Annotated in this window: 12 protein-coding genes; 5 read left to right on the top strand and 7 right to left on the bottom strand. The window is 69.6% G+C overall.

The genetic code is table 11. From position 1 onward, the window contains the following. Positions 1 to 11: 11 nt before the first annotated feature. Positions 12 to 380 (top strand): GntR family transcriptional regulator, encoded by a 369-nt coding sequence (locus tag RF646_RS09425; RefSeq protein ID WP_068468289.1) that lies wholly within the window; start codon positions 12 to 14, stop codon positions 378 to 380. Between the two features lie 44 nt (positions 381 to 424). Here RF646_RS09425 and RF646_RS09420 read toward each other — a convergent pair whose 3' ends face one another. The 5 genes from RF646_RS09420 to RF646_RS09400 are packed head-to-tail and all read right to left on the bottom strand — an operon-like array spanning position 425 to position 8,698. Continuing rightward, positions 425 to 1,648: a nitrate/nitrite transporter gene (locus RF646_RS09420; protein WP_368835821.1), complete on the bottom strand. Its 1,224-nt coding sequence runs from the start codon at positions 1,646 to 1,648 to the stop codon at positions 425 to 427. Positions 1,649 to 1,690: 42 nt separating this feature from the next. Beyond that, positions 1,691 to 2,512, bottom strand: a complete 822-nt coding sequence (gene narI / locus RF646_RS09415; protein WP_368835820.1) for a respiratory nitrate reductase subunit gamma — start codon at positions 2,510 to 2,512, stop codon at positions 1,691 to 1,693. Continuing rightward, the gene (narJ, locus tag RF646_RS09410; protein ID WP_368835819.1) at positions 2,509 to 3,204 is read right to left on the bottom strand and encodes a nitrate reductase molybdenum cofactor assembly chaperone; all 696 of its coding nucleotides are present in this window, start codon (positions 3,202 to 3,204) and stop codon (positions 2,509 to 2,511) included. The genes narI and narJ overlap by 4 nt, the downstream gene beginning before the upstream one ends. Next, positions 3,204 to 4,964 (bottom strand): nitrate reductase subunit beta, encoded by a 1,761-nt coding sequence (gene narH, locus RF646_RS09405; RefSeq protein ID WP_145011151.1) that lies wholly within the window; start codon positions 4,962 to 4,964, stop codon positions 3,204 to 3,206. The genes narJ and narH overlap by 1 nt, the downstream gene beginning before the upstream one ends. After that, the gene (locus RF646_RS09400) at positions 4,964 to 8,698 is read right to left on the bottom strand and encodes a nitrate reductase subunit alpha (protein ID WP_368835818.1); all 3,735 of its coding nucleotides are present in this window, start codon (positions 8,696 to 8,698) and stop codon (positions 4,964 to 4,966) included. Before RF646_RS09400 ends, narH begins: the two co-directional genes overlap by 1 nt. Before the next feature lie 409 nt (positions 8,699 to 9,107). Between RF646_RS09400 and RF646_RS09395 the strand changes: the two genes are divergently transcribed. From RF646_RS09395 to RF646_RS09385, 3 genes are read left to right on the top strand one after another with little or no spacing between them, the layout of a single operon-like run. Continuing rightward, positions 9,108 to 9,497, top strand: a complete 390-nt coding sequence (locus RF646_RS09395; protein WP_239321675.1) for a hypothetical protein — start codon at positions 9,108 to 9,110, stop codon at positions 9,495 to 9,497. A 3-nt stretch (positions 9,498 to 9,500) separates the two neighbouring features. After that, positions 9,501 to 10,109 (top strand): molybdenum cofactor guanylyltransferase, encoded by a 609-nt coding sequence (locus RF646_RS09390; protein WP_368835817.1) that lies wholly within the window; start codon positions 9,501 to 9,503, stop codon positions 10,107 to 10,109. Positions 10,110 to 10,131: 22 nt separating this feature from the next. Continuing rightward, entirely contained in the window at positions 10,132 to 11,523 is a 1,392-nt protein-coding gene (locus RF646_RS09385; protein WP_368835816.1) for a molybdopterin molybdotransferase MoeA, read from the top strand. Between the two features lie 285 nt (positions 11,524 to 11,808). Here the strand turns inward: RF646_RS09385 and RF646_RS09380 are convergent, their stop codons facing one another. Next, positions 11,809 to 12,312: a DUF456 domain-containing protein gene (locus RF646_RS09380; RefSeq protein WP_368835815.1), complete on the bottom strand. Its 504-nt coding sequence runs from the start codon at positions 12,310 to 12,312 to the stop codon at positions 11,809 to 11,811. Positions 12,313 to 12,557: 245 nt separating this feature from the next. On the opposite strand from RF646_RS09380, the gene RF646_RS09375 reads away from it, so the two are divergent. Further along, complete coding sequence (locus tag RF646_RS09375) at positions 12,558 to 15,305, top strand: multicopper oxidase domain-containing protein (protein ID WP_368835814.1); 2,748 nt, start codon at positions 12,558 to 12,560, stop codon at positions 15,303 to 15,305. Positions 15,306 to 15,358: 53 nt separating this feature from the next. Here the strand turns inward: RF646_RS09375 and RF646_RS09370 are convergent, their stop codons facing one another. Then, a complete protein-coding gene (locus RF646_RS09370; protein ID WP_368835813.1) occupies positions 15,359 to 20,431 on the bottom strand; it encodes an NAD-glutamate dehydrogenase in 5,073 nt (1,690 codons plus the stop codon). Between the last annotated feature and the right edge of the window lie 201 nt (positions 20,432 to 20,632).

Raw genomic sequence — 20,632 nt, 5'->3', positions numbered from 1 at the left:
GGGGACAAGGCATGTTCACGGTGGATCCCGCCGCTTCCACACCGGTGTACGAACAGCTCGTGGAATGCGTCCTGCGGGACGTCTCCTCCGGGGAACTCATGGTGGGTGACCGCATCCCACCGGTGCGCGCGCTCGCGTCCGAGCTGGGGCTGTCCGCGGGCACCGTGGCCAAGGCCTACCGGGAGATGGAGACCCACGGCGTGATCGAGACACGCGGGCGCAAGGGCACGTTCATCGCGCAGGGCCGGGACGACCGCGACGCCGCCGCGGCACGCGCCGCCGCCCGGTACCTCGACGAGGTGGCCGGGCAGCTGCACTACTCCCCCGAGGAGTGCATGGCGCTCGTGCAGCACGCGCTACGCGCCCGTTCGGAGGGGTGACAGCGGCGTCGTCGTCCATGCCTCGGACAACGACGCCGCCAACCTCACTTCTCGGCCTTGCGCCCCCCGTGCCGGACCACCAGTGCCAGCAGGAACGCGGCAAGGCAGAACACAGCGAGCAGGGTGAGCCCCACGAAGTAGGAGTTGCTCTCGGGGTCGTAGGTGGCACCCATGACCAAGGGCGGGAAGTAGCCGCCCAGACCACCGGCCGCGGCGATCACGCCGCCCACGGTGCCCACGTTCGCCGCCGGCGTCGCCCGGCCCACCCACGCGAACACGCCGCCGGTGCCGAGGCCCAGGAACAGTGCCATGAGCAGGAACAGCGGACCGTACACGTGCTCGCCGCTGGGCTGGAACGCCACGAGCACCGCGCACACGATGGTCCCGGCCAGGGACAGCAGCGTGATGACCTTGGGCCCGAGCTTGTCCGCGAGGGTGCCGCCCACGGGGCGGGCGATCACGGCCGCGACCGCGAAGCCCGCGGTGCGGGTGCCGGCGGCGGTGGGGTCGTACGAGTAGACGTTGGCGAGGTACGTGGGCAGGTAGTTGGAGAACGCCACGAACGCGCCGAAGACCACGGCGTAGAGGAAGCACAGCTGCCACGTGACCTTGAGCTTGAACGCCGCCTTCAGCTTCGGCACCACCGGCTCCACGGGGACGCCCGCGCGCGCCGGGGAGTCACGCAGCATGAGCCAGCACAGCACCGCGCTGACGGCCACGATCGCGGCGATGATCACGTGCGTCGTGAAGTACCCGGTGGCCGCCACGAGCCGCGGGGTGAAGAACGCGGAGACCGCGGTGCCCACCATGCCGGCACCGAACACGCCCGTGGCGAAGCCCTTGCGGTGGGACTCGTACCACGCGGAGCAGAACGGGATGCCGATCGCGAAGACCGTGCCCGCGATGCCCAGGAAGAACGCGACCACCACCAGCAGCGGGAAGTTGTGCATTCCCCCCACCACGCCGGTGAGCAGCACGAGCGGCGCGGTGACCCCCAGGATCACCGTGAACATCAGCCGCCCGCCGAACTTGTCCGTGAGCGCCCCCACGGGCACGCGGGCGATCGAGCCCACGAAGATGGGCATGGCCACCAGGATGGCCGTCTGCCCCGGGCTCAGGTGCATCTCCGTGGCGTAGCGCTTGGACAGCGGCCCGATCACGGTCCACGCCCAGAACCCCACGGTGGAGGCCAGGGTGGCCAACACGAGGTTCCTGAGCTGGCCCTGCTTCAGGTTCGGTGTCGCCGCGGCGACGGGGGCGGTGGACATGGTTCTCCTCGCTGGGTGCGGTGGGACAGGGCGGGTGTGGTGCTACTTGGCGCGCGTGGAACCGGAGCCTGTGGAACCGGAGTGCTCGCGCGGAGGGCGCGTGCGGCGTCGTGTGCTCGCGCGGTCCTGGGTGCCGATGGGCTCCCAGCCGCGCCGGTAGTTCACCGAGCCCGCGCGGAGCGAGTCCCCCCGGGAGCGGTAGACGATGTACGGGCGGAAGAGGTAGTGCAAGGGCGCGGTGAACGCGTGCACCAGGCGGGTGAAGGGCCACACGGCGAACAGCGCCATGCCCCACAGCACGTGCACGTGGAAGCTCGTGGACGCGGCGGCCATGGCGCCCACGTCCGGCTGCAGGATCCACAGCGAGCGGAACCACGGGGAGACCGTCTCGCGATAGTCCACGGTGGAGGGGTCGAACACGGAGAGCACCGTGGTGGCGAGCCCTGCCAGCAGGGCGCCCACGAGCATCACGTACATGAACTTGTCGTTGTTGGTGGTGGCCATGAACACGGGACCGGTCAGACGGCGGCGCACGATCAGCAGCACCAGGCCCACCAGGGTGCCCACACCGGCCACCGAGCCGATGGACAGCGCCAGGAAGTGGTACGCGTGCTCGGACATGCCCACGGCCTCGGTCCAGGACTTGGGGATCACCAGGCCCATGATGTGTCCCGCCAGCACGGCCAGGATGCCGAAGTGGAACAGCGGGGACGCGATGCGCAGCAGACGGGACTCGTAGAGCTGCGAGGAGCGGGTGGTCCACCCGAACTGGTCGTACTTGTAGCGCCAGATCAGCCCGCCCACCAGGGTCAGCATGACCACGTACGGCAGGACTCCCCAGAGCAGGATGTCGATCACGTTCACGGGTTTCCTCCGGTCATGGGCAGCAGGCGGGGGTCGTAGGCGTCCAGGCCCACTTCCTCGGTGGGCGGGCCGTAGCCGGCCATCCGGGCCACGGCGGACTCGTCCTCGGGCGAGGGCCCGGGCAGGGTGGAGCAGATCAGCTCCACCGCGCAGGCCTGGGGCAGCTCGTCCCGGACCAGCGCCAGGCGCAGCAGCTCCAGGGACGGGCGGTAGCGCTGCAGCAGCTCGAAGCCGTCCTCCGCGGAGACGCGCGCGGCGAACTCGAGCACCACGGGGAGGTGGTCCGGCAGTTCCTCGTCCCCGAACTCGCACCCGTGCGCGCGGTAGACCTGCTTGAACGCGGACAGCGCCTCGCCGCGGCGTCGGGTGTCCCCGTCCGTCCAGTAGGTCAGGTGCAGGCTGTGGCGGCGGGAGAGGTCGAACTCCTGGACGTACTCGCCCTGGATCTCCCGCAGGTCCGGCCCGCGCAGCCATGCGGTCAGCGGCGCGATCCGCTGCGGGTCCACGCCCACCTCTTCGAGCGCACTCTCCAGCAGCGGCAGCTGCGCCACGAGCTCCGGGCTCGGGTAGCTCAGCAGTAACCCGGCGCACTGGCGCACCACCGCGGAGCGCTGCGGCGTGCGGTCACGGTAGCCGGGGACCTCCACGGTGCCCTTGCCAGGCTTGCCCAGCAGGTTCGCGAGCAGGCCCATCACCGCGCCCCGTCCGCGCCGGCAGTCCCCTGGTCCGGACGGGAGCCGGGGTTCGACGACGTCGCCGCGAGGCTCGCCGCATCCTCCCCGGCCTCCGAACCCTGCCCGATCCGGGCGGGGAACAGGCCGGAGGGTGTGCCGTTGCCGTCCCAGTTCAGCAGGTTCACACGCCCGGCCAGCTGGTCGTTGCCCGTGGGGTCCTCCCCACGCTGGCGGGCCTTGAGCGCCGCGAAGTTCTCCACCGCCACGGGGGCGGGGCGCCCGGAGGCCTCCCCGAACACGCCGGTCTGGCCCATCCCGGGGCCGCCGTCCACGTCCAGGGAGCAGCCGATCTCCTCCAGGTTGTGGGCGTCCTCCACGTGGGCGGCGGGGATCACGTAGCGCTCGTCGTACTTGGCGATCGCCATGAGCCGGTACATCTGCTTGATCTGCGCACCGGTCATGCCCACCGCCTCCGCGATGCTCTCGTCCGGCTCGTCCCCGAGCGTGATGTCCCGCATGTACGCCCGCATGGCCGCGAGCTTGCGCAGCACGTCCGTGATCAGCTCGGTGTCCCCCGCGGTGAACAGCTCCGCGAGGTACTCCACCGGGATCCGCAGGGACTCGATCGCCCCGAAGAGGTTCTCCGGGTCCTCGCCGTCGTGGCCCTGTTCCTTGAGGAGGTCCACGATGGGCGAGAGCGGCGGCACGTACCAGACCATGGGCATGGTGCGGTACTCCGGATGCAGCGGCAGCGCCACCCGCAGGGTCTTGGCGAGCGCGTACACCGGCGACTTGCGGGCGGCGTCCAGCCAGTCCTCGGGGATCCCGTCACGCCGGGCGGCCTCGATGACCTCGGGGTCGTTCGGGTCCAGCATGAGGTCCAGCTGCGCCTCGTACAGGTCCTGCTCGTTCGGGGTCGCGGCCGCCTGGGTGACCTTGTCGGCGTCGTACAGGAAGATGCCGATGTAGCGCATGCGGCCCACGCACGTCTCCGCGCACACGGTGGGGATGCCCACCTCGATGCGGGGGTAGCAGAACGTGCACTTCTCGGCCTTGCCGGACTTGTGGTTGTAGTAGATCTTCTTGTACGGGCAGCCGGTGATGCACTGGCGCCAGCCGCGGCAGCGGTCCTGGTCCACCAGCACGATCCCGTCCTCGGTGCGCTTGTAGATGGCACCGGAGGGGCACGAGGCCATGCAGGAGGGGTTGAGGCAGTGCTCGCACAGCCGCGGCAGGTAGAACATGAACGTCTGCTCGAACTCGAACTTGATGCGGTCGTTCGCGTCCTTGCGCAGCTTCTCCACCACGGGGTCCAGGTGACCCATCTCGGTGGCGCCGCCGAGGTCGTCGTCCCAGTTCGCGGACCACTCGATCTTGGTGTCCTTGCCCGTGATCAGGGACTTGGGGCGCGCCACGGGGAAGTCGTCGCTCGCCGGAGCGTTGACCAGGTTCTCGTAGTCGTACGTCCACGGCTCGTAGTAGTCCTTCAGCTCCGGCTGCACCGGGGACGCGAAGAGCTGGGCCAGCTTCTTGAGCCGCCCGCCGGACTTGAGCTTGAGATTGCCCCGCTTGTTGAGCTCCCAGCCGCCCTTCCATCGGTCCTGGTCCTCGTAGCGGCGCGGGTAGCCCTGCCCGGGGCGGGTCTCCACGTTGTTGAACCACACGTACTCGGTGCCCGCCCGGTTGGTCCACGCCTGCTTGCACGTGACGGAGCACGTGTGGCAGCCGATGCACTTGTCCAGGGTCATCACCATGGCAACTTGCGACATCACACGCATCAGTACTGAACCTCCTGGGAACGTTTGCGGACCACGGAGACGATGTCCCGCTGGTTTCCGGTGGGCCCCATGTAGTTGAAGGCCCAGGACAGGTGGGCGTAGCCACCGATCATGTGGGTGGGTTTCACGAGGATGCGCGTCACGGAGTTGTGGATGCCGCCGCGCTTGCCCGTGGTCTCGGACTTGGGGACGTCGATCGTGCGCTCCTGCGCGTGGTGGACGTAGACGACGCCGGGCGGCATGCGGTGGGAGACCACGGCGCGTCCCACGAACACACCGTTGGTGTTCACGCACTCCACCCACTCGTTGTCCGAGACCTCGATGGCCTGGGCGTCCTGCGGCGCCATCCACACCGTGGTGCCGCCGCGCGAGAGCGAGAGCATGAACAGGTTGTCCTGGTACTCGGAGTGGATGGACCACTTGTTGTGCGGGGTCAGGTACCGCACGGCGATGGACAGCTCCCCCTTGTCGCCGAGCTGCGGCTCGCCGAAGAGCCGGTGCATGTCCAGCGGCGGGCGGTAGACGGGGAGCATCTCTCCCATGTCCTTGAGCCAGTCGTGGTCCAGGAAGAAGTGCATCCGCCCGGTCAGGGTGTGGAACGGCTTGAGGCGCTCGATGTTCACGGTGAACGGCGCGTACCGGCGCCCACCGGTCTCGGAGCCGGACCACTCCGGGGAGGTGATCACGGGCACCGGTGCCTGCTGGGTCTCCTTGAAGGTGATGAGCTTCTCCTCGGAGCCGCGGGCGAGGTCCGCCAGCGGCTTGCCCACCCGCTTCTCGAGGGTCTCGAAGCCCTGCGTGGCCAGCGCGCCGTTGGTGGTGCCGGACAGGCTCAGGATGGCCTCGGCCATGCGGGCGTCCGAGTCCAGGGCGGGCCTGCCCTCCGCCGCACCGGAGTCGAAGACGCCGTGCTGGCGGCCCAGCCGGTCCACCGTGGCGGAGACGTCGAACGTCACGTTCTTGGTGGTCAGCCCGAGCTTGTCCGCGAGCGGGCCGAGGGCCACGAACTTGTCCCCGATCGCCGTGTAGTCCCGCTCCACGATCTTCATGGGCGGCAGGTTTTTGCCCGGCACCGCGGGGATGTCTGTGCCCTTCCAGTCAGGGACGTGACCGCCCGGCTGGGCGATCTCCCCGGGGGTGTCGTGCTGCAGCGCGGTGGCCACCACGTCCTTGCGGGTGTCCAGGTGCCCGGCCGAGAGCCTGCCGACCTCGTCCGCGAGCAACTGGAACAGCTTCCAGTCCGTCTTGGCCTCCCACGGCGGGGTGATCGCCGGGGTGAACGCGTGCACGTACGGGTGCATGTCCGTGGAGGAGAGGTCGTACTTCTCGTACCACGTGGCCGCGGGGAAGACGACGTCGCTGAGCAGCGTGGAGGACGTCATGCGGAAGTCCGCGGAGACCAGCAGGTCCAGCTTCCCCTCGGGGGCCTCCTCCCGCCAGCGCACGTCCTGCGGCTTGGCCTGCGCGTGGTCCTCGCCGCGCACGCTGTGGTGCGTGCCCAGCAGGTGCTTGAGGAAGTACTCCTCACCCTTCGCGGAGGAGCCGAAGAGGTTGGAGCGCCACAGCACGAGCGTGCGCGGCCAGTTCTCCGGGGCGTCCGGGTCCTCGACGGCGAAGTTCAGCTCCCCGCTCTTGAGCTTCTGTGCGATCCACTCGGGTTCCGACGCCGCCTCGCCGCGTTCCACACCGGCGATCGCCGCGTCCGCGACGTCCAGCGAGTTCTCGTGGAACTGCGGGTAGAACGGCATCCACCCCAGGCGGGTGGACTGGGCCACGACGTCCGCGGTGTGCATGCCTCTCAGGTGACCCTCCGCGAGCGGCGACTGCAGGGAGTCGGAGGAGTACCCGTCCGAGCGCCACTGGTCCGTGTGCATGTACCAGAACGCGGTGCCGATCATGAACCGCGGGGGACGCATCCAGTCGTTCGCGGACGCCATGGCCGCCCACCCGGTGATGGGGCGGGCCTTCTCCTGGCCCACGTAGTGCGCCCAGCCGCCGCCGTTGCGGCCCTGGCAGCCGCACAGCATGAGCATCGCGAGGATCGCCCGGTAGGTGGTGTCACCGTGGTACCACTGGCAGATGCCCGCGCCCAGGATGATCATGGACCGGCCGTGGGACTTCTCCGCGTTGGCAGCGAACTCCCGTGCCGTGCGGATCACGGCCTCCGCAGGGACGGAGGTGACCTCCTCCTGCCACGCGGGGGTGTAGGGGGTGGCGGCGTCGTCGAGGCCCGCGGACCACTCACCGGGCAGGCCGTCGCGGCCCACGCCGTACTGCGCGAGCATGATGTCGAAGACCGTGGTGACCGTGCGCCCGGCCACCGTGGTGGTGGGAACGCCGCGGTGGATCACGGAGCCCACACCCGTGGGGTCCGTGAACGCGGGCAGCTCCACGGCGCTGACCCCGCCCTCGTAGCCCGCGGAGTCCGCCACGGACAGCGCCGGCAGGGTGTCCCCCAGGTCCAGGTTCCAGCGGCCCTCGTCCTGCTCGTTGTAGCGGAAGCCCATCGAGCCGTTGGGCACCACCGGGCGGTGGGTGTGCCGGTCCAGCAGCACCGTCTTGAACGCGGGGTCGGCCTGCCCCGCGGCGTCGTCGTCCCCCGCGGCCGCGAGGTCCTCGGCCGTCACGAACTTGTCCGGGACCACCGTGCCGTCCGCCCGCTGGTCCAGCGAGACCAGGAACGGGAGGTCCGTGTACTGCAGGACGTACTCCTCGAAGAACCGCACCCGGCGGTCCACGAAGTTCTCCTTGAGGATCACGTGGCCCATGGCCATCGCGAGCGCGGCGTCCGTGCCGGCCTGCGCGGGCAGCCACTCGTCCGCGAACTTGGTGTTGTCCGCGTAGTCCGGGCTCACCGAGACCACCTTGGTGCCGCGGTAGCGGACCTCCGCGAGCCAGTGGGCGTCCGGGGTGCGGGTCACCGGGATGTTCGAGCCCCACATCATGAGGTAGGTAGCGTCCCACCAGTCCCCGGACTCCGGGACGTCCGTCTGGTCCCCGAAGACCTGCGGGGAGGCCACGGGCAGGTCCGCGTACCAGTCGTAGAAGCTGTTCATCACCCCGCCGATGAGGTTGATGAACCGCGCGCCAGCGGCGTGGGAGACCATCGACATGGCGGGGATCGGCGAGAAGCCGGTGCAGCGGTCCGGGCCGTAGGTCTTTATGGTGTGCACGTGCGCGGCCGCGGTCATCTCCACGGCCTCCTGCCAGCTCGCGCGCACCAACCCGCCCTTGCCGCGGGCCTGCTGGAACTCGCGACGCTTGACGGGGTCGTTGACGATCGACTCCCACGCGAGCACCGGATCGTGGTGGAGCTGCTTGGCCTCGCGGTACATCTGCAACAGCACGCCCCGGATGTACGGGTAGCGCACGCGGGTGGGCGAGTAGGTGTACCACGAGAACGCCGCACCGCGCGGGCACCCGCGGGGCTCGTACTCGGGGCGGTCCGGACCCACGGAGGGGTAGTCCGTCTCCTGCGCCTCCCACGTGATGATGCCGTCCTTGACGTACACCTTCCACGAGCATGACCCCGTGCAGTTCACACCGTGGGTGGAGCGCACCACCTTGTCGTGGCTCCAGCGGTTACGGTAGAAGGCGTCACCCGCGCGACCACCCTCACGGAAGACGGCGCGGCCGTCCGGCGTCTCCTCCCAGCGGGAGAAGAAACGTCCCATTTTCAACAGCGCATCTGATGCCGGTCCGTCGATCCCGGCGGGGGTCTCGGTGGTTGCCATACCGGCATGCTAAGTCGATTTGGTATCGAAAATGCGTATTTTGTTCGGCGTGGCTCGGACATTGCGGTGAACCTGTGTGACGTGCGGGAATACGGCATATTTAGCTGGACTAATAAGCCTGGGTGCTGCCGCTGGTTCCCGAGGTTTTCTGGAGCGGTCTCGCGGTTCGCCGTCCCGGTCCCGACGGCGGCCGCACGGACGGTCCCCCAAGGCTGCCGGGCGATTCCCGACGGCGTCCGCGCACCGGTTCCCGGGGGCTCGCGAGGCAACCATGCGACGTCGTTCCCGGATGTCCGTGCGAACGGCTCCAGGCGCTCGCGGGTCGACCGATCGACGTCGCCCCCTCCCGGCCGACGGTGCCCGACCCGGTCGCGGAGGGCCGGGGCCCGCGCCCGTAGACTGGTGCCCCATGAAGTCGTTCGTCGCTCCCGTGCTGCTCGTGATCACCGCGCTCGTCCAGGCCATGGGCATCTACCCCTACGTCCAGGACGGCATCACGCTCACGGGGCAGCTGCTGTTCCCCATCCTCTTCGCGCTCGCGGCCATGTACCTGGCCCGCAAGGGTCGCCCCGGCGCGTTCGGCACGGCGCACATGGTCATCCTGGTGCTGTCCGTGGTCCTGGTGGTGCTGTCCCTCGTGGGCATGAGCCAGCAGCTCCCGTACTTCTACCCCACCATGATCCTGTACTACATCGCGTTCGTGCTCGTGGCCGTGGAATGCGCGCTGCGCATCGCCGGGTTGCCCAAGAAGTCGAGTGCCGTGGGTGCGGAGTCCGACGACGCCGCCCCCACCCACTGAGCCGTGCCCTCCTCCCCGAACGCGTCCTTGCAGCTGCCCTTCGACACCGTGGTCGTGGCAGGGGGCCGCTCCTCCCGACTCGGAGGCGCCCCCAAAGCCCAGTTGTCCTTCGAGGGCTCCACGCTGGTGGCCCACACGGTCGCGGCGGTGCGCCTGTTCGGCGCCGTGGTGGTCGTGGGGCCCGAGGATCCGCGGCTGCCGCCGGACGTATTACGCGCCCGGGAGGATCCGCCCTTCTCGGGACCGGCGGCGGCGGTGGCCGCGGGCGTCATCGTCCTGGACGGCGTGAGCGGACGTCACGAGTGGACGGCGGTGCTCGCATGCGACATGCCGCATGTCGACCGCGCACTGCCCGCGCTCGTGCGGGCTGCGCAGGACGTCCCCCCGGAGGTCGACGGCGTGATGGCGTTGTCCGACGAGGGCCGGACCGAGAACCTCGCCGTGCTGATCCGTTCTGCGGCGCTGAGCGCGGTGCTGCGCGAGGTGCCCACGGTGGACGTGTCCGTGCGCTCGGTGTGGCGTCATCTGACGCTGGGCTCCGTCCCCGTCCCCCACGCCAGCACGAGCGACGTGGATACATGGGAAGATGTGCGTAGATTCGACCTGCACTGAATCGCCACGTCGAGGAGACATCATGCCCGGACTTCCGCACCAGCACGATCCCACCGCTCATGAGGACGACGACCAGCGCGAGAACCGTTCGGCGGCGTCGGAACCGACCGTGCGCTGGGCCTCGTGGGACGAGGCCCGACGGATCGCCTACGGCACCCCGCACTCCCTCCCCAACATCCTGTTGCCGCTGGCGAAATGCCTCGACGAGATCCTCGCCGAGTCCGTGACCGCCGAGATGCCCGTGCCCCACTACCCCTCCGCCGCGGCGGACGGCTGGGCCGTGGCCGGGGAGGGCCCGTGGCGGATCCGCATGCCGCGCCCCGCCGAGACCGACGAGCGCCTGCTGCTGACCCTGCCCCCGGACCAGCGCATCCTCCCGGTGGTGGAGCTCACACCGGGTGAGGCCACCCACGTCAATGCCGGGGACGCCGTCCCGTTCGGGACCCGCGCGGTTCTCGAGGCCCACCGGGGCCACGTGGTCCCCGCCGACCCCGCGGCCCGCGACATGCCGACCGGTGAGCACGGCCGCGGACCCGAGGAGGGCGACACCCTCGAGGACGCCACACCCGCAGCGACCCTCGTGAAGAACCAGGACGTCCGGGCCGTGGGCGAGGAGATCGAGCAGGGGGACCTCCTGCTGCGCGCCGGTCGCAAGCTCAACCCCGCCCACCTCGGTCTCGCCGCGAGCGCGGGCCACGACATGCTCCCCGTACGACGCCGCCCGCGCGTGACCGTGCTGCTGGGTTTCGCCAACGTGGTCGAGGACGGCATTCCCGGCCCCGGTGAGGTGCGCGACGTCCTCGGACTGCAGCTGCCCGCCGCGCTGCGCGAACTGGGCGCGAACGTGGATCAGGTCCGGCGCGTGGCCGACGGCGCGGACGGAATGATCTCCGCATTCACGGAAGCCCCCATGGGTGCGAGCTCGCTGCTCGACGCCCGTGCGGAGATCGTGGTCTCCACCGGCGGCACGGGTCACGGGGAGGACGATCACGTCCGTAAGGCCCTCGAGGATCTCGGGGCCCACCTCATCATCGACGGCGTGGCGCAAGAACCCGCCCACGGGGTGATCGTGGCCCAGCTGCCTGACGACGGTCCCGTGGTGCTCGCGCTTCCCGGTTCACCGCTGTCCGCGATGACCGGTCTGCTAAGTGTGGGGCACGCCCTGATCGCCGGGGCCAAAGGTGAGGCCATGCCGTTCACGCGCCGCGTCACCGCGGGTCAGGACCTCGAGGCCACAGGCCGCACCCGCGTGATTCCCGCCTACCTTCAGGACGGCCGTGTGTTGCCGGAACCCACCGTGGGCCCCACGATGCTCTCGGGTCTCGCCCACGCGGATGTGCTCCTGGTGGTTCCGGAGGACGGCATGAGCGCGGGCCAAGACGTGGAGGTCATCCCCCTCCCCTGGCGGGGCTGAGGCGGGGGCGTCACGGGGTGGGCCTACGGGGTGCGTCCGGCCCGCCAGGGACTTTTGGGTGCCCTGACGCCCCCGCGCAATTTTCAGGCGCCGTGAGGCCATGGAGCCCAGCCGATGGTGGCTCCAGAGTAACTCGGAATTCGCGGGTGGCCTTGGAATGACTGATATGTCCAGGACGGCTTTGGAACGCCTGGGAGTTCCTCAGCGGCCCGGGCATGACTGAGAGTTACCGCGTGGCCCGGGGTGACTCATAAATTCGCCCGCGGGCGGGCACCGGGGCGGACCTCAGTTCACGGTGACGAAATAGACGATCGCCCCGATGATGAACGTCAGCGAGGCCAGCAGGGCGCACGACAGTTCCACCAGGATGCCCACGCCCATGGCCTTCGCGGCCACCCAGGATGTGCTCAGTGCGGTGTTGAAGTCTTTGTTGCGCACGGTCTCGGACAGCAGGAGCCCCACCACGAAACCGATGAACAGGCCTACCACGGGGATCACGAACATCCCGATCACCGCGCCCACCACACCGAAGAGCAGCGTGCGGTTCGGGATGGCCCGGCGTTTGAGCTTGCTGCCGGTGAGCACGAGACTCGCGGACATCCCCGCGAGGAGGAGCGTGCCGCCCAGGGCGAGCACGACCCACCCCTCAGGGGCACGCACCACGAACGCCCAGCTGATCAACCCGATCAACGCGGTGATGGAGCCCGGGAGCACCGGGACCACGATCCCCACGCAGCCGATGACGATGAGGACGGCTGTCGCGATGGTGGCGATAATGTCTGCGGTCACGCCCTCATCGTACGGGCAGGGCCGCTGACGAACGGCCCGCCGCGGCGGAACGCGGCGCGCGCGGGGGTCGTCATCGACTGCGCGACCCATGCACAACACCCGGTGGCACCAGTGGTTCCGCAGACCCATGGCCCGTGAACCGCGATCCGAACAGCGGTCCCCGTGGCGCTCCGGGCGGCGGTTCGGGCGGAACCAGCAGCCGCCTATTATGGTATTTCGTACACCAATTATGGAACGGATTCAGCGTGCCCCCCATCAGTGCCCCGCAGCGGCCCAGCACCTCCACCGCCCGCAGGGGCCGCTCATGGCACCGCACCGCGGGCAAGCCCGTGCGCTGGTGGCTCGTGGCCCTCGTGATCGTGATCGCAGCGCACCGGTGGATCCCGGACACCCGATGGCTCATGGTGCACATGGTCACGCTCGGGCTGATCACCACGTCCATCATGGTGTGGTCCCAGCACTTCACCGAGGCACTGCTGCACCACAAGCTCCCGGACTCCGGCCGTCCGCGGCAGATCGTGCGGATCTACGGGGTCACGGTGGGCACCGCCCTGTTGATCGTGGGGATGCTCGCGGGGTGGTGGTGGCTCACTGTGGCCGCGGCCACCGTGATCGGCGTGATGCTCACCTGGCACGGCCTGGCCCTGCTGGCACAATCGCGCACCGCACTGCCCGCGAGATTCGGACTCACCGTGCGCTGGTACGCCACGGCCGCGTTCTTCTTACCCGTGGGGGCGGTGTTCGGCACGATCCTGGCCCGCGACCTCTCCGCGACGTGGCACTCCCGGCTCCTGCTGGCCCACCAGGCCGTCAATGTCCTGGGTTTCGTGGGCCTCACCGTGTGCGCGACCCTGCTGACGCTGTGGCCCACGATCCTGCGCACCCGGATGCGCGACGACGCGGTGCGGTTGTCACGCATCGCTCTGCCCCTCATGGCCGCGGGCAGTCTCCTCGCTGCCGTGTTCGCGGTGCTCGGAACGGCCCCGCTCACGGCCGCCGCGTTGCTGCTCTACGCCGCCGGCGCGGCCACGGTGGGGTGGCTCATGCTGCGCACCGGGATGCAGCGCCGCCCCGAGGGTTACATGGGATGGTCCGTGGCCTCGGGCATCGCCTGGCTCGTGATGACCACGGTGCTGGCCGCGTGGCTCGTGCTGACCCGCGGGGTGGAGACCTCCGTGGCGCAGTCCCTCACGATCCCGTTCGTGGCGGGATTCCTGGTGCAGACTCTCTTCGGCGCCATGAGCTACATCCTGCCCTCGACCATGGGCGGCGGCCCCGCAACCGTGCGCGCATCTCTGGCCGCCATGAACCGTGCCGGGGTCTACCGCGTCACGGTCGCCAACCTGTGCATCGCGTTGTTCGCCCTGCCCGCCGGGGTCCTGCCCTCGTGGGTCCGCGCGCTCGTGTCGATCGTGGGGGCCGTGGTCCTCGCGGCCTTCATCCCGCTCATGATCTCCTCGGCCAAGGTGGCCATCGCCGCACGACGCCGCGCCGTCGCCGAACGCGCGGCCGGCACAGCACCCACGGACCGCACCGGGGCAACCGCTGCCGAGTCCTCCCGCCGCGGGATGGGAACGGCCACCCAGTTCCTGGCCGGGGTACTCACGGTGCTGCTCGCGATCGCGGCGGGGATCGCCGTCGCACCCCAGTCCGCGGGTTTCTCTCTCACGGGCAGCAACAGGTCGAGCGCGGAGGGCACCGGGGAAACCACCGAGGTCAGGATGCATGCCCAGCAGGACATGCGTTTCGACCCGTCCGAGATCCGGGTACCCCAGGGAAACCGCCTTGTGATCCACCTGACCAACGACGACCCCACCACGGTGCACGATCTCGTCGTCGCCAACGGCGCCACCTCCGGCCGCCTGGACCCGGGAGCCTCCGCGACCGTGGACGTGGGAGTGATCACCGACAGGCTGGAAGGCTGGTGCTCGGTGATCGGTCACCGCTCCATGGGGATGACCGTCGACGTGATCCCCGTGGACGCACAGGGCCAAGAGGTCACCGCCACCGGAACAGATGGCGCCCACGGTTCACACGGGCACGCGGAGAACACCGGAACGGACCCGGCGCAGGCGGCGGATCTCAACGCCGCCCCCGGTGAGGGTTTCACGACCCGTTCCCCCGAGCTGGCCCCCGCATCGAACGAAACCGTGCACCGGATGACGCTGGACGTCCAGGAAGTGGCCCGCGAGGTGGCCCCCGGCGTGACCCAGGACGTGTGGACCTACAACGGTCAATACATGGGGCCCACGCTGCGCGGGAAGGTGGGTGACACCTTCGAGATCACCCTGACCAACGGCGGCACCATGGGTCACTCCGTGGACTTCCACGCGGGGGACATCTCCCCCGACCAGGCCATGCGCACGATCGCCCCCGGCGAATCGCTCGTGTATCGGTTCACGGCCCTCCGTTCCGGGATCTGGCTCTACCACTGCTCCACCATGCCCATGAGCAGTCATGTCGCAGCGGGCATGTTCGGCGCGGTGATCATCGATCCCCCGAACCTGCCGAGCGTGGACCGTGAGTACCTGCTCGTGCAGAGCGAGACGTACCTCGCGGCCCCGTCCCCGGATCAACCCGGTCTCCCGGAGGGGGTCAACGCGGTTCTGGATCCGGAGAAGATCGCCGCGAAGCAACCCTCGTTCACGATGTTCAACGGCCATGCCACCCAGTACATGCACGACCCGCTCACGGCCCGCCCGGGAGAGCGCGTACGAATCTGGGTGCTCGCGGCTGGCCCGTCCGAGGGGTTGAGCTTCCACGTGGTGGGCGGCCAGTTCGACACCGTCTACGCGGAGGGCGCGTACCAGCTCTCTCCCGATGGACCCGGTAATCCCGGTGGGACGGGTGGCGCTCAGGCCCTGGATCTCGCACCAGCGCAGGGCGGCTTCGTGGAACTCCACTTCCGCGAGCCCGGGACCTACACGTTCGTCAATCACTCGTTCGCCGAGGCCGAGCGGGGCGCCCGGGGGCTGATCCGGGTCCAGGAGTGAGCGGGGCCCGGGCGACGTCGCATCGTCACCCGGACCCCCGGTCACGTCCCGACTCAGTCGGTCAGTGCGCTGCGCAGCGTCCGTAGCGCCACGGACAGTGCGGCGAGTTCGGCGCCGGCGTCTCCGCTGTCGGCCATGGACTCGATCTCGTCCAGGACCTCCCGCAACCGCTCGAGCCGGTCCGCGTCCTCCTGCTCCCACGCCTGGATCTTCTCCTGGGCGTTGTCCCCCGGGGAGTCCAGGGCCTGACCCGCGAGCGCCACGAGCGTGGAGTACAGGTCCTCGCGCATGGCGATCCGGGCCATGTTCTCCCACCGCGTGGTCTGCGGCAGGGCCGTGATCCGGTTGAGCAGGTTCTCCAGGCCGTAGCGGTCGAACAGGGCGAAGTACACGCGGGCGATCATCTGCACGGTCACGCCCTCGCCGGAACCCTGCGCGGTGTCGTCCGACGACGCCGCGGCGTCGCCGGGCTCGTACCCCGCGATGCCCTGCGCCTGGGTGAGCCGGGCGACGTCGAGCAGCGCGAACGCGTCGAGCAGTTCCGCCCATTCCACGGCGAGTGCGCGGGGCACGCCCTGGCGCTCGGCGAGCTCGGCCTCGGTCCGGGCGCGCTCGGCGGATTCCTCGCCCAGCAAGCGGTCGTTGCCGAAGCGCAGTGCCACGATGGGCCGGTACATCTCCACGAGCTCCTGGATTCCGGAGTCGGTGTCCTGGCGGTGCAGGAACCAGCGGACCACGCGGTCCAGCAGCCGCCGCATGCGCAGCGACATCCGGTTCCACAGCTCCAGGGGCACGTCCGCGTCCAGCTGGGCGTGGCGGGTGGCATAGCTCTCGAGCTCGAAGATCTCCATGGCCACAGTGAACGCGCGGGCCACGTCCACGAGGTCCGAACCGGAGTCGTCCACCACGCGGTACGCGAAGGCGATCCCGCCGTAGTTGATGATCTGGTTGGCCACCACGGTGGCGATGATCTCCCGGCGCAACGGGTGGGTGTCCAGCTTGTCATCGAAGCGCTCCCGGATCTGGGCCGGGAAGTACTGGGACAGCGTGCGGTGGAACCAGGGGTCGTCCGCGAGGTCGCTGTCCACGAGTGCCGCGGAGAGCTGGATCTTCGCGTACGCCGTGAGCACGGACAGCTCCGGGCCGGTCAGGGGCTGGCCCTGGGCGGCGCGCTCGCGCAGCTCGGAGTCGGAGGGCAGGAACTCCAGCTCCCGGTTGAGGTCCGCGTGCTCCTCCAACCAGTGCATGAGCCGGATGAACGTCTCGGTGAATTCCACACCGCGAGCGCGCTCGGTGGTCAGCAGGACGTTCTGGGCCACGTTGGTGCGGAGTACGAGTTCGGCGACCTCGTCCGTCATGGACTCGATGAACTCCGCGCGCTCGTCCGTGGAGAGCAGGCCGGCCTGGACCATGCCGTCCACCAGGATCTTGATATTGACCTCGCGGTCGGAGGACTCCACGCCGCCGGAGTTGTCGATCGCGTCCGTATTGACCAGGATCCCGTTCAGCGCGGCCTCGGTGCGCCCGAGCTGGGTGGCCCCCAGGTTGCCGCCCTCACCGATGACCTTGACGCGCAGGTCCTCGCCGTTGACGCGGATGGCGTCGTTGGCCTTGTCCCCGACCTCCTGGTTGGTCTCGGTGGACGCCTTCACGTAGGTACCGATGCCACCGTTGTACAAAAGGTCCGCGGGCGCGAGCAGCACCCTGCGCACGAGTTCCTGCGGGCTGAGCGACTCGACGTCGTCCTCGATCCCGAGCGCCTCGCGCACCTGCGGGGTGAGGGGCACGGACTTGTCCCGGCGCGAGTACACGCCGCCGCCCTCGGAGATCACGTCCCGGTCGAAGTCCTGCCACGAGGTGCGCCCGGCGGTGAACAGCCGTTCGCGCTCCTGGTAGGAGGCCGCGGCGTTCGGGGTGGGGTCCAGGAAGATGTCCCGGTGGTCGAACGCGGCGATCAGGTGGATGTGCTCGGACAGCAACATGCCGTTGCCGAACACGTCCCCGGACATGTCGCCCACGCCCACCACGGTGAACGCCTCGGACTGGGTGTCCACGCCGAGCTCGAAGAAATGGCGCTTCACGGACTCCCACGCACCCCGGGCGGTGATGCCCATGGCCTTGTGGTCGTAACCCACGGACCCACCGGACGCGAACGCGTCACCGAGCCAGAAGCCGCGTTCCAGGGAGATCGCGTTCGCGGTGTCGGAGAACGCGGCCGTGCCCTTGTCCGCGGCGACCACCAGGTAGGAGTCGTCGTCGTCGCGGCGCACCACGTTCTCGGGGTGCACCACGGTGTCCCCGGCCACACCGGAGGTCTCGGCCGACTCGCTCGCACCGCCCTCGGAGCCCGGGGTGGAATCACCGCGGGACGACGACGCCGTGTCCCGCGCGGTCCCGTCCTGCGCGGTGCCGGTCTCGGCCTCGCGCTCGATGTTGTCGGTGACGTCCAGCAGGGAGGCAATGAACAGCTTGTAGGCCTCCCGACCCTCGGTCAGCCAGCCCTCGCGATCGGTCGCGGGATCCGGCAGCTGCTTGGGGAAGAACCCACCTTTCGCACCCGTGGGCACGATCACCGCGTTCTTGACCATCTGCGCCTTGACCAGCCCCAGCACCTCGGTGCGGAAGTCCTCGCGCCGGTCGGACCAGCGCAGACCGCCGCGGGCCACCTGGCCGAAGCGCAGGTGCGTGCCCTCCACGCGCGGGGACCACACCCAGATCTCGAAGGCCGGGCGCGGTTGCGGGGCCGCGGGGATGGCCTCCGGGTCCAGTTTGAACGCCATGGTGGGCCGGCTCTGGAACACGTTGGTGCGCAGCGTGGCCGTGACCACGTCCGCGAGCGCGCGGAACAGCCGGTCCGCATTCAGGCTGGGGACCTCGTCGAGCACCCCGGCCAAGCGCTCCAGGGCGCCGTTGCGCGCCTCGTCGCGGGCGGCGTCGTCGTCGGTGAAGCGGGAGGGGTCGAAGCTCGCCGAGAACAGCTCCGCAAGCTCCTGGGTGGCCCGCGGGTAGTCCACCAGAGTGTCCGCGATGAACTCGAACGAGTTGGGGTAGTTCAGCTGCAGCAGGTAGCGCACGTAGGCGCGCAGCACGGCCACGGTGCGCCAGCCCATGCGCTCGGTGAGCACCAGGCGGTCCAGGCTGTCCGACTCGGAGCGGTTGGAGAGCACCGCGCACAGGGTGTGCTCGATGAGGTCCTCCGTCTTGGCGTCCTCGGGGCCCTGGGGGTCCACACCCTCGGGCAGCTCCACACCGAAGTCGTAGAGCTGGAACTCGCGCCCGTCCGCGGGGGTGACCGTGTAGGGGCGCTGGTCCAGCACGGTCAGGCCCATGTTGTGCAGCAGCGGCAGCAGCTCGGTGAGGGACAGCGCCTGGGTGAGGTAGATGTTCAGCCGGACCTGGCCGTCCGCGGTCTGCGCCACGCGCACCTCCGCGGGCAGGTCAGGGTCGCGGCCCCACAGCTCCTCGCAGCGCTTGAGGTCCTGGATGGCCTCCTCGATCTCGTAGTCCTCGCGGTACGAGCCCGGGAACGCGTTCTCCCACACGGGGCCCAGCGCACCGGCCTTGTCATCCTCGAACTCCAGGCCGATCGCCCGGCCCAGGGACTCGGGCCAGGAGCGCACCGCCGCGCGCAGGCGGGCTTCGAGGTCCTCGTGGTCGAAGTCCCGCACCTCACCCGTGTAAGGCAGCCGGATGCGGAAGAACAGGCGGGCCAGGGAGGAGGAGGTCAGGCGCACCTCGAAGTCGATGGCCTCGGCGTCGAAGACCTCGAACAGCTGGGCCTCGATGCGCTGGCGCACCGAGGTGTTGTAGCGGTCCCTGGGCAGGAACACCACGGCGGACATGAAGCGCCCAAAGGTGTCCTGGCGCAGGAACAGACGGGTCTGGCGGCGTTCGTTGAGCCCCAGCACACCCCCCGCGGTCTCGTAGAGCTTCTCCGCGGACATGTGGAACAGCTCGTCCCGTGGGTAGTCCTCGATGATGCCCATGAGGTCACGGGCGGAGTGGGAGTCCGGGAGGAAGCCGAAGCGCTCGACCACCCGTTGCACTTTCTCGCGCACCAGCGGGGTCTGCTGCGCCGGGACGGAGTAGGCGTGGCGGGAGAACAGCCCGAGGATCAGGTACTCGCCATCCACATCCCCGTTCTCGGCGAAGGTGCGCACCCCGATGTAGTCCAGGTGCTCGCGGCGGTGGATCGAGGAGCGGCGGTTGGCCTTGGTCACGAACACCACCTGGTGGTCGCGCGCGTGGGCGCTGCCCAGGCCCGTGAGCTTCTGGGCATGGCCCTCGGTGCCCTGCTCCCGCAGTAGCCCCAGGCCCGTGTCCGGTCGCGAGTGCAGCACGGCGTCCTCGCCGTCCACCTCGAGGTCGTAGCGCTTGATGCCCATGAACACGAAATTGCCGCCGCGCAGCCACTCCAGGAACTCCTGGGACGCGCCCACGTCCGGCAGCCGCGAGCCGTCCTCGAACGTGATGTCCTCCAGGGGCGCGAGGGAGTCGGCGATGCGTCGGGCCTGCTCCAGCATGGCCTCCTGGTCCTCCGCGATTCGGCGCACGTCCGCCACGAGGGCCTCGATGTGGCGTGCGAGCTCCCCGCGGGCCTGCTCGTCCAGGGAACGGTGCAGCTCCATGCGGATCCAGGACTCCACGGCGGTGTGTGAGCGCCCACCGGCGGCGCCGCCCACGAGCTCGTCCGTGATGGGGATCGAGGTGGTGTCCCCGGAGGAGACCGCGGAGATGTTGGGGACCTCCCCCAGGGATCTCAGCACGTCCTCGGAGTCACGTGCGGCGAGCAGCAGCGGGTGCAGCACGAGCTTCGCGCCGCCCCAGTTGGCGGCGATCTCCGTGGTCAGCGTGGACACCAAGAACGGCATGTCCGTGGTGACCATGTACAGCACGGTGTCCCCGTGGTCCTCCCGGACCTCGATGCACAGTTCGTCCGTCCGGCGGCTGCGCCCGACCTCCCGGTGGCTCTCCGCCCGTTCCGTGAGCACCTGCTGGTCCGTGCCCGCCATGTCCGCGTCCGGGACCGAGCGGTAGTACTCGTTGAGCCACGCCTGCTCTGCACTCCATCGCGGCCGCTGCCACACCGTGGGGATGGCCTGGGTGGTGGCTTGAGGAGAGGTCACTGCTGCATCACGCCTTAGCTGTCGTTGAGTTGGGATGTCACTCCACGGCGTGGCTCGTGGTGCCCGGTGGGGCACGGCACACAGACCTCCGCCGGACCGCTCGCCCCGGAACCCATGACGTCTGCCTAACCCACGGCCACACTGCCGCATGTTCCACCACCATAGGACCCCGCGAGCACCGGGACCAGACGCCGCGCGTGT

This window comes from Kocuria sp. CPCC 205261 (genome assembly GCF_040981025.1).
In the GTDB taxonomy this organism is placed as follows: Bacteria; Actinomycetota; Actinomycetes; order Actinomycetales; family Micrococcaceae; genus Kocuria; species Kocuria marina.
Note: the sequence above shows the minus strand (reverse complement) of the source record. Positions and strands in the feature narration are given on the sequence as shown.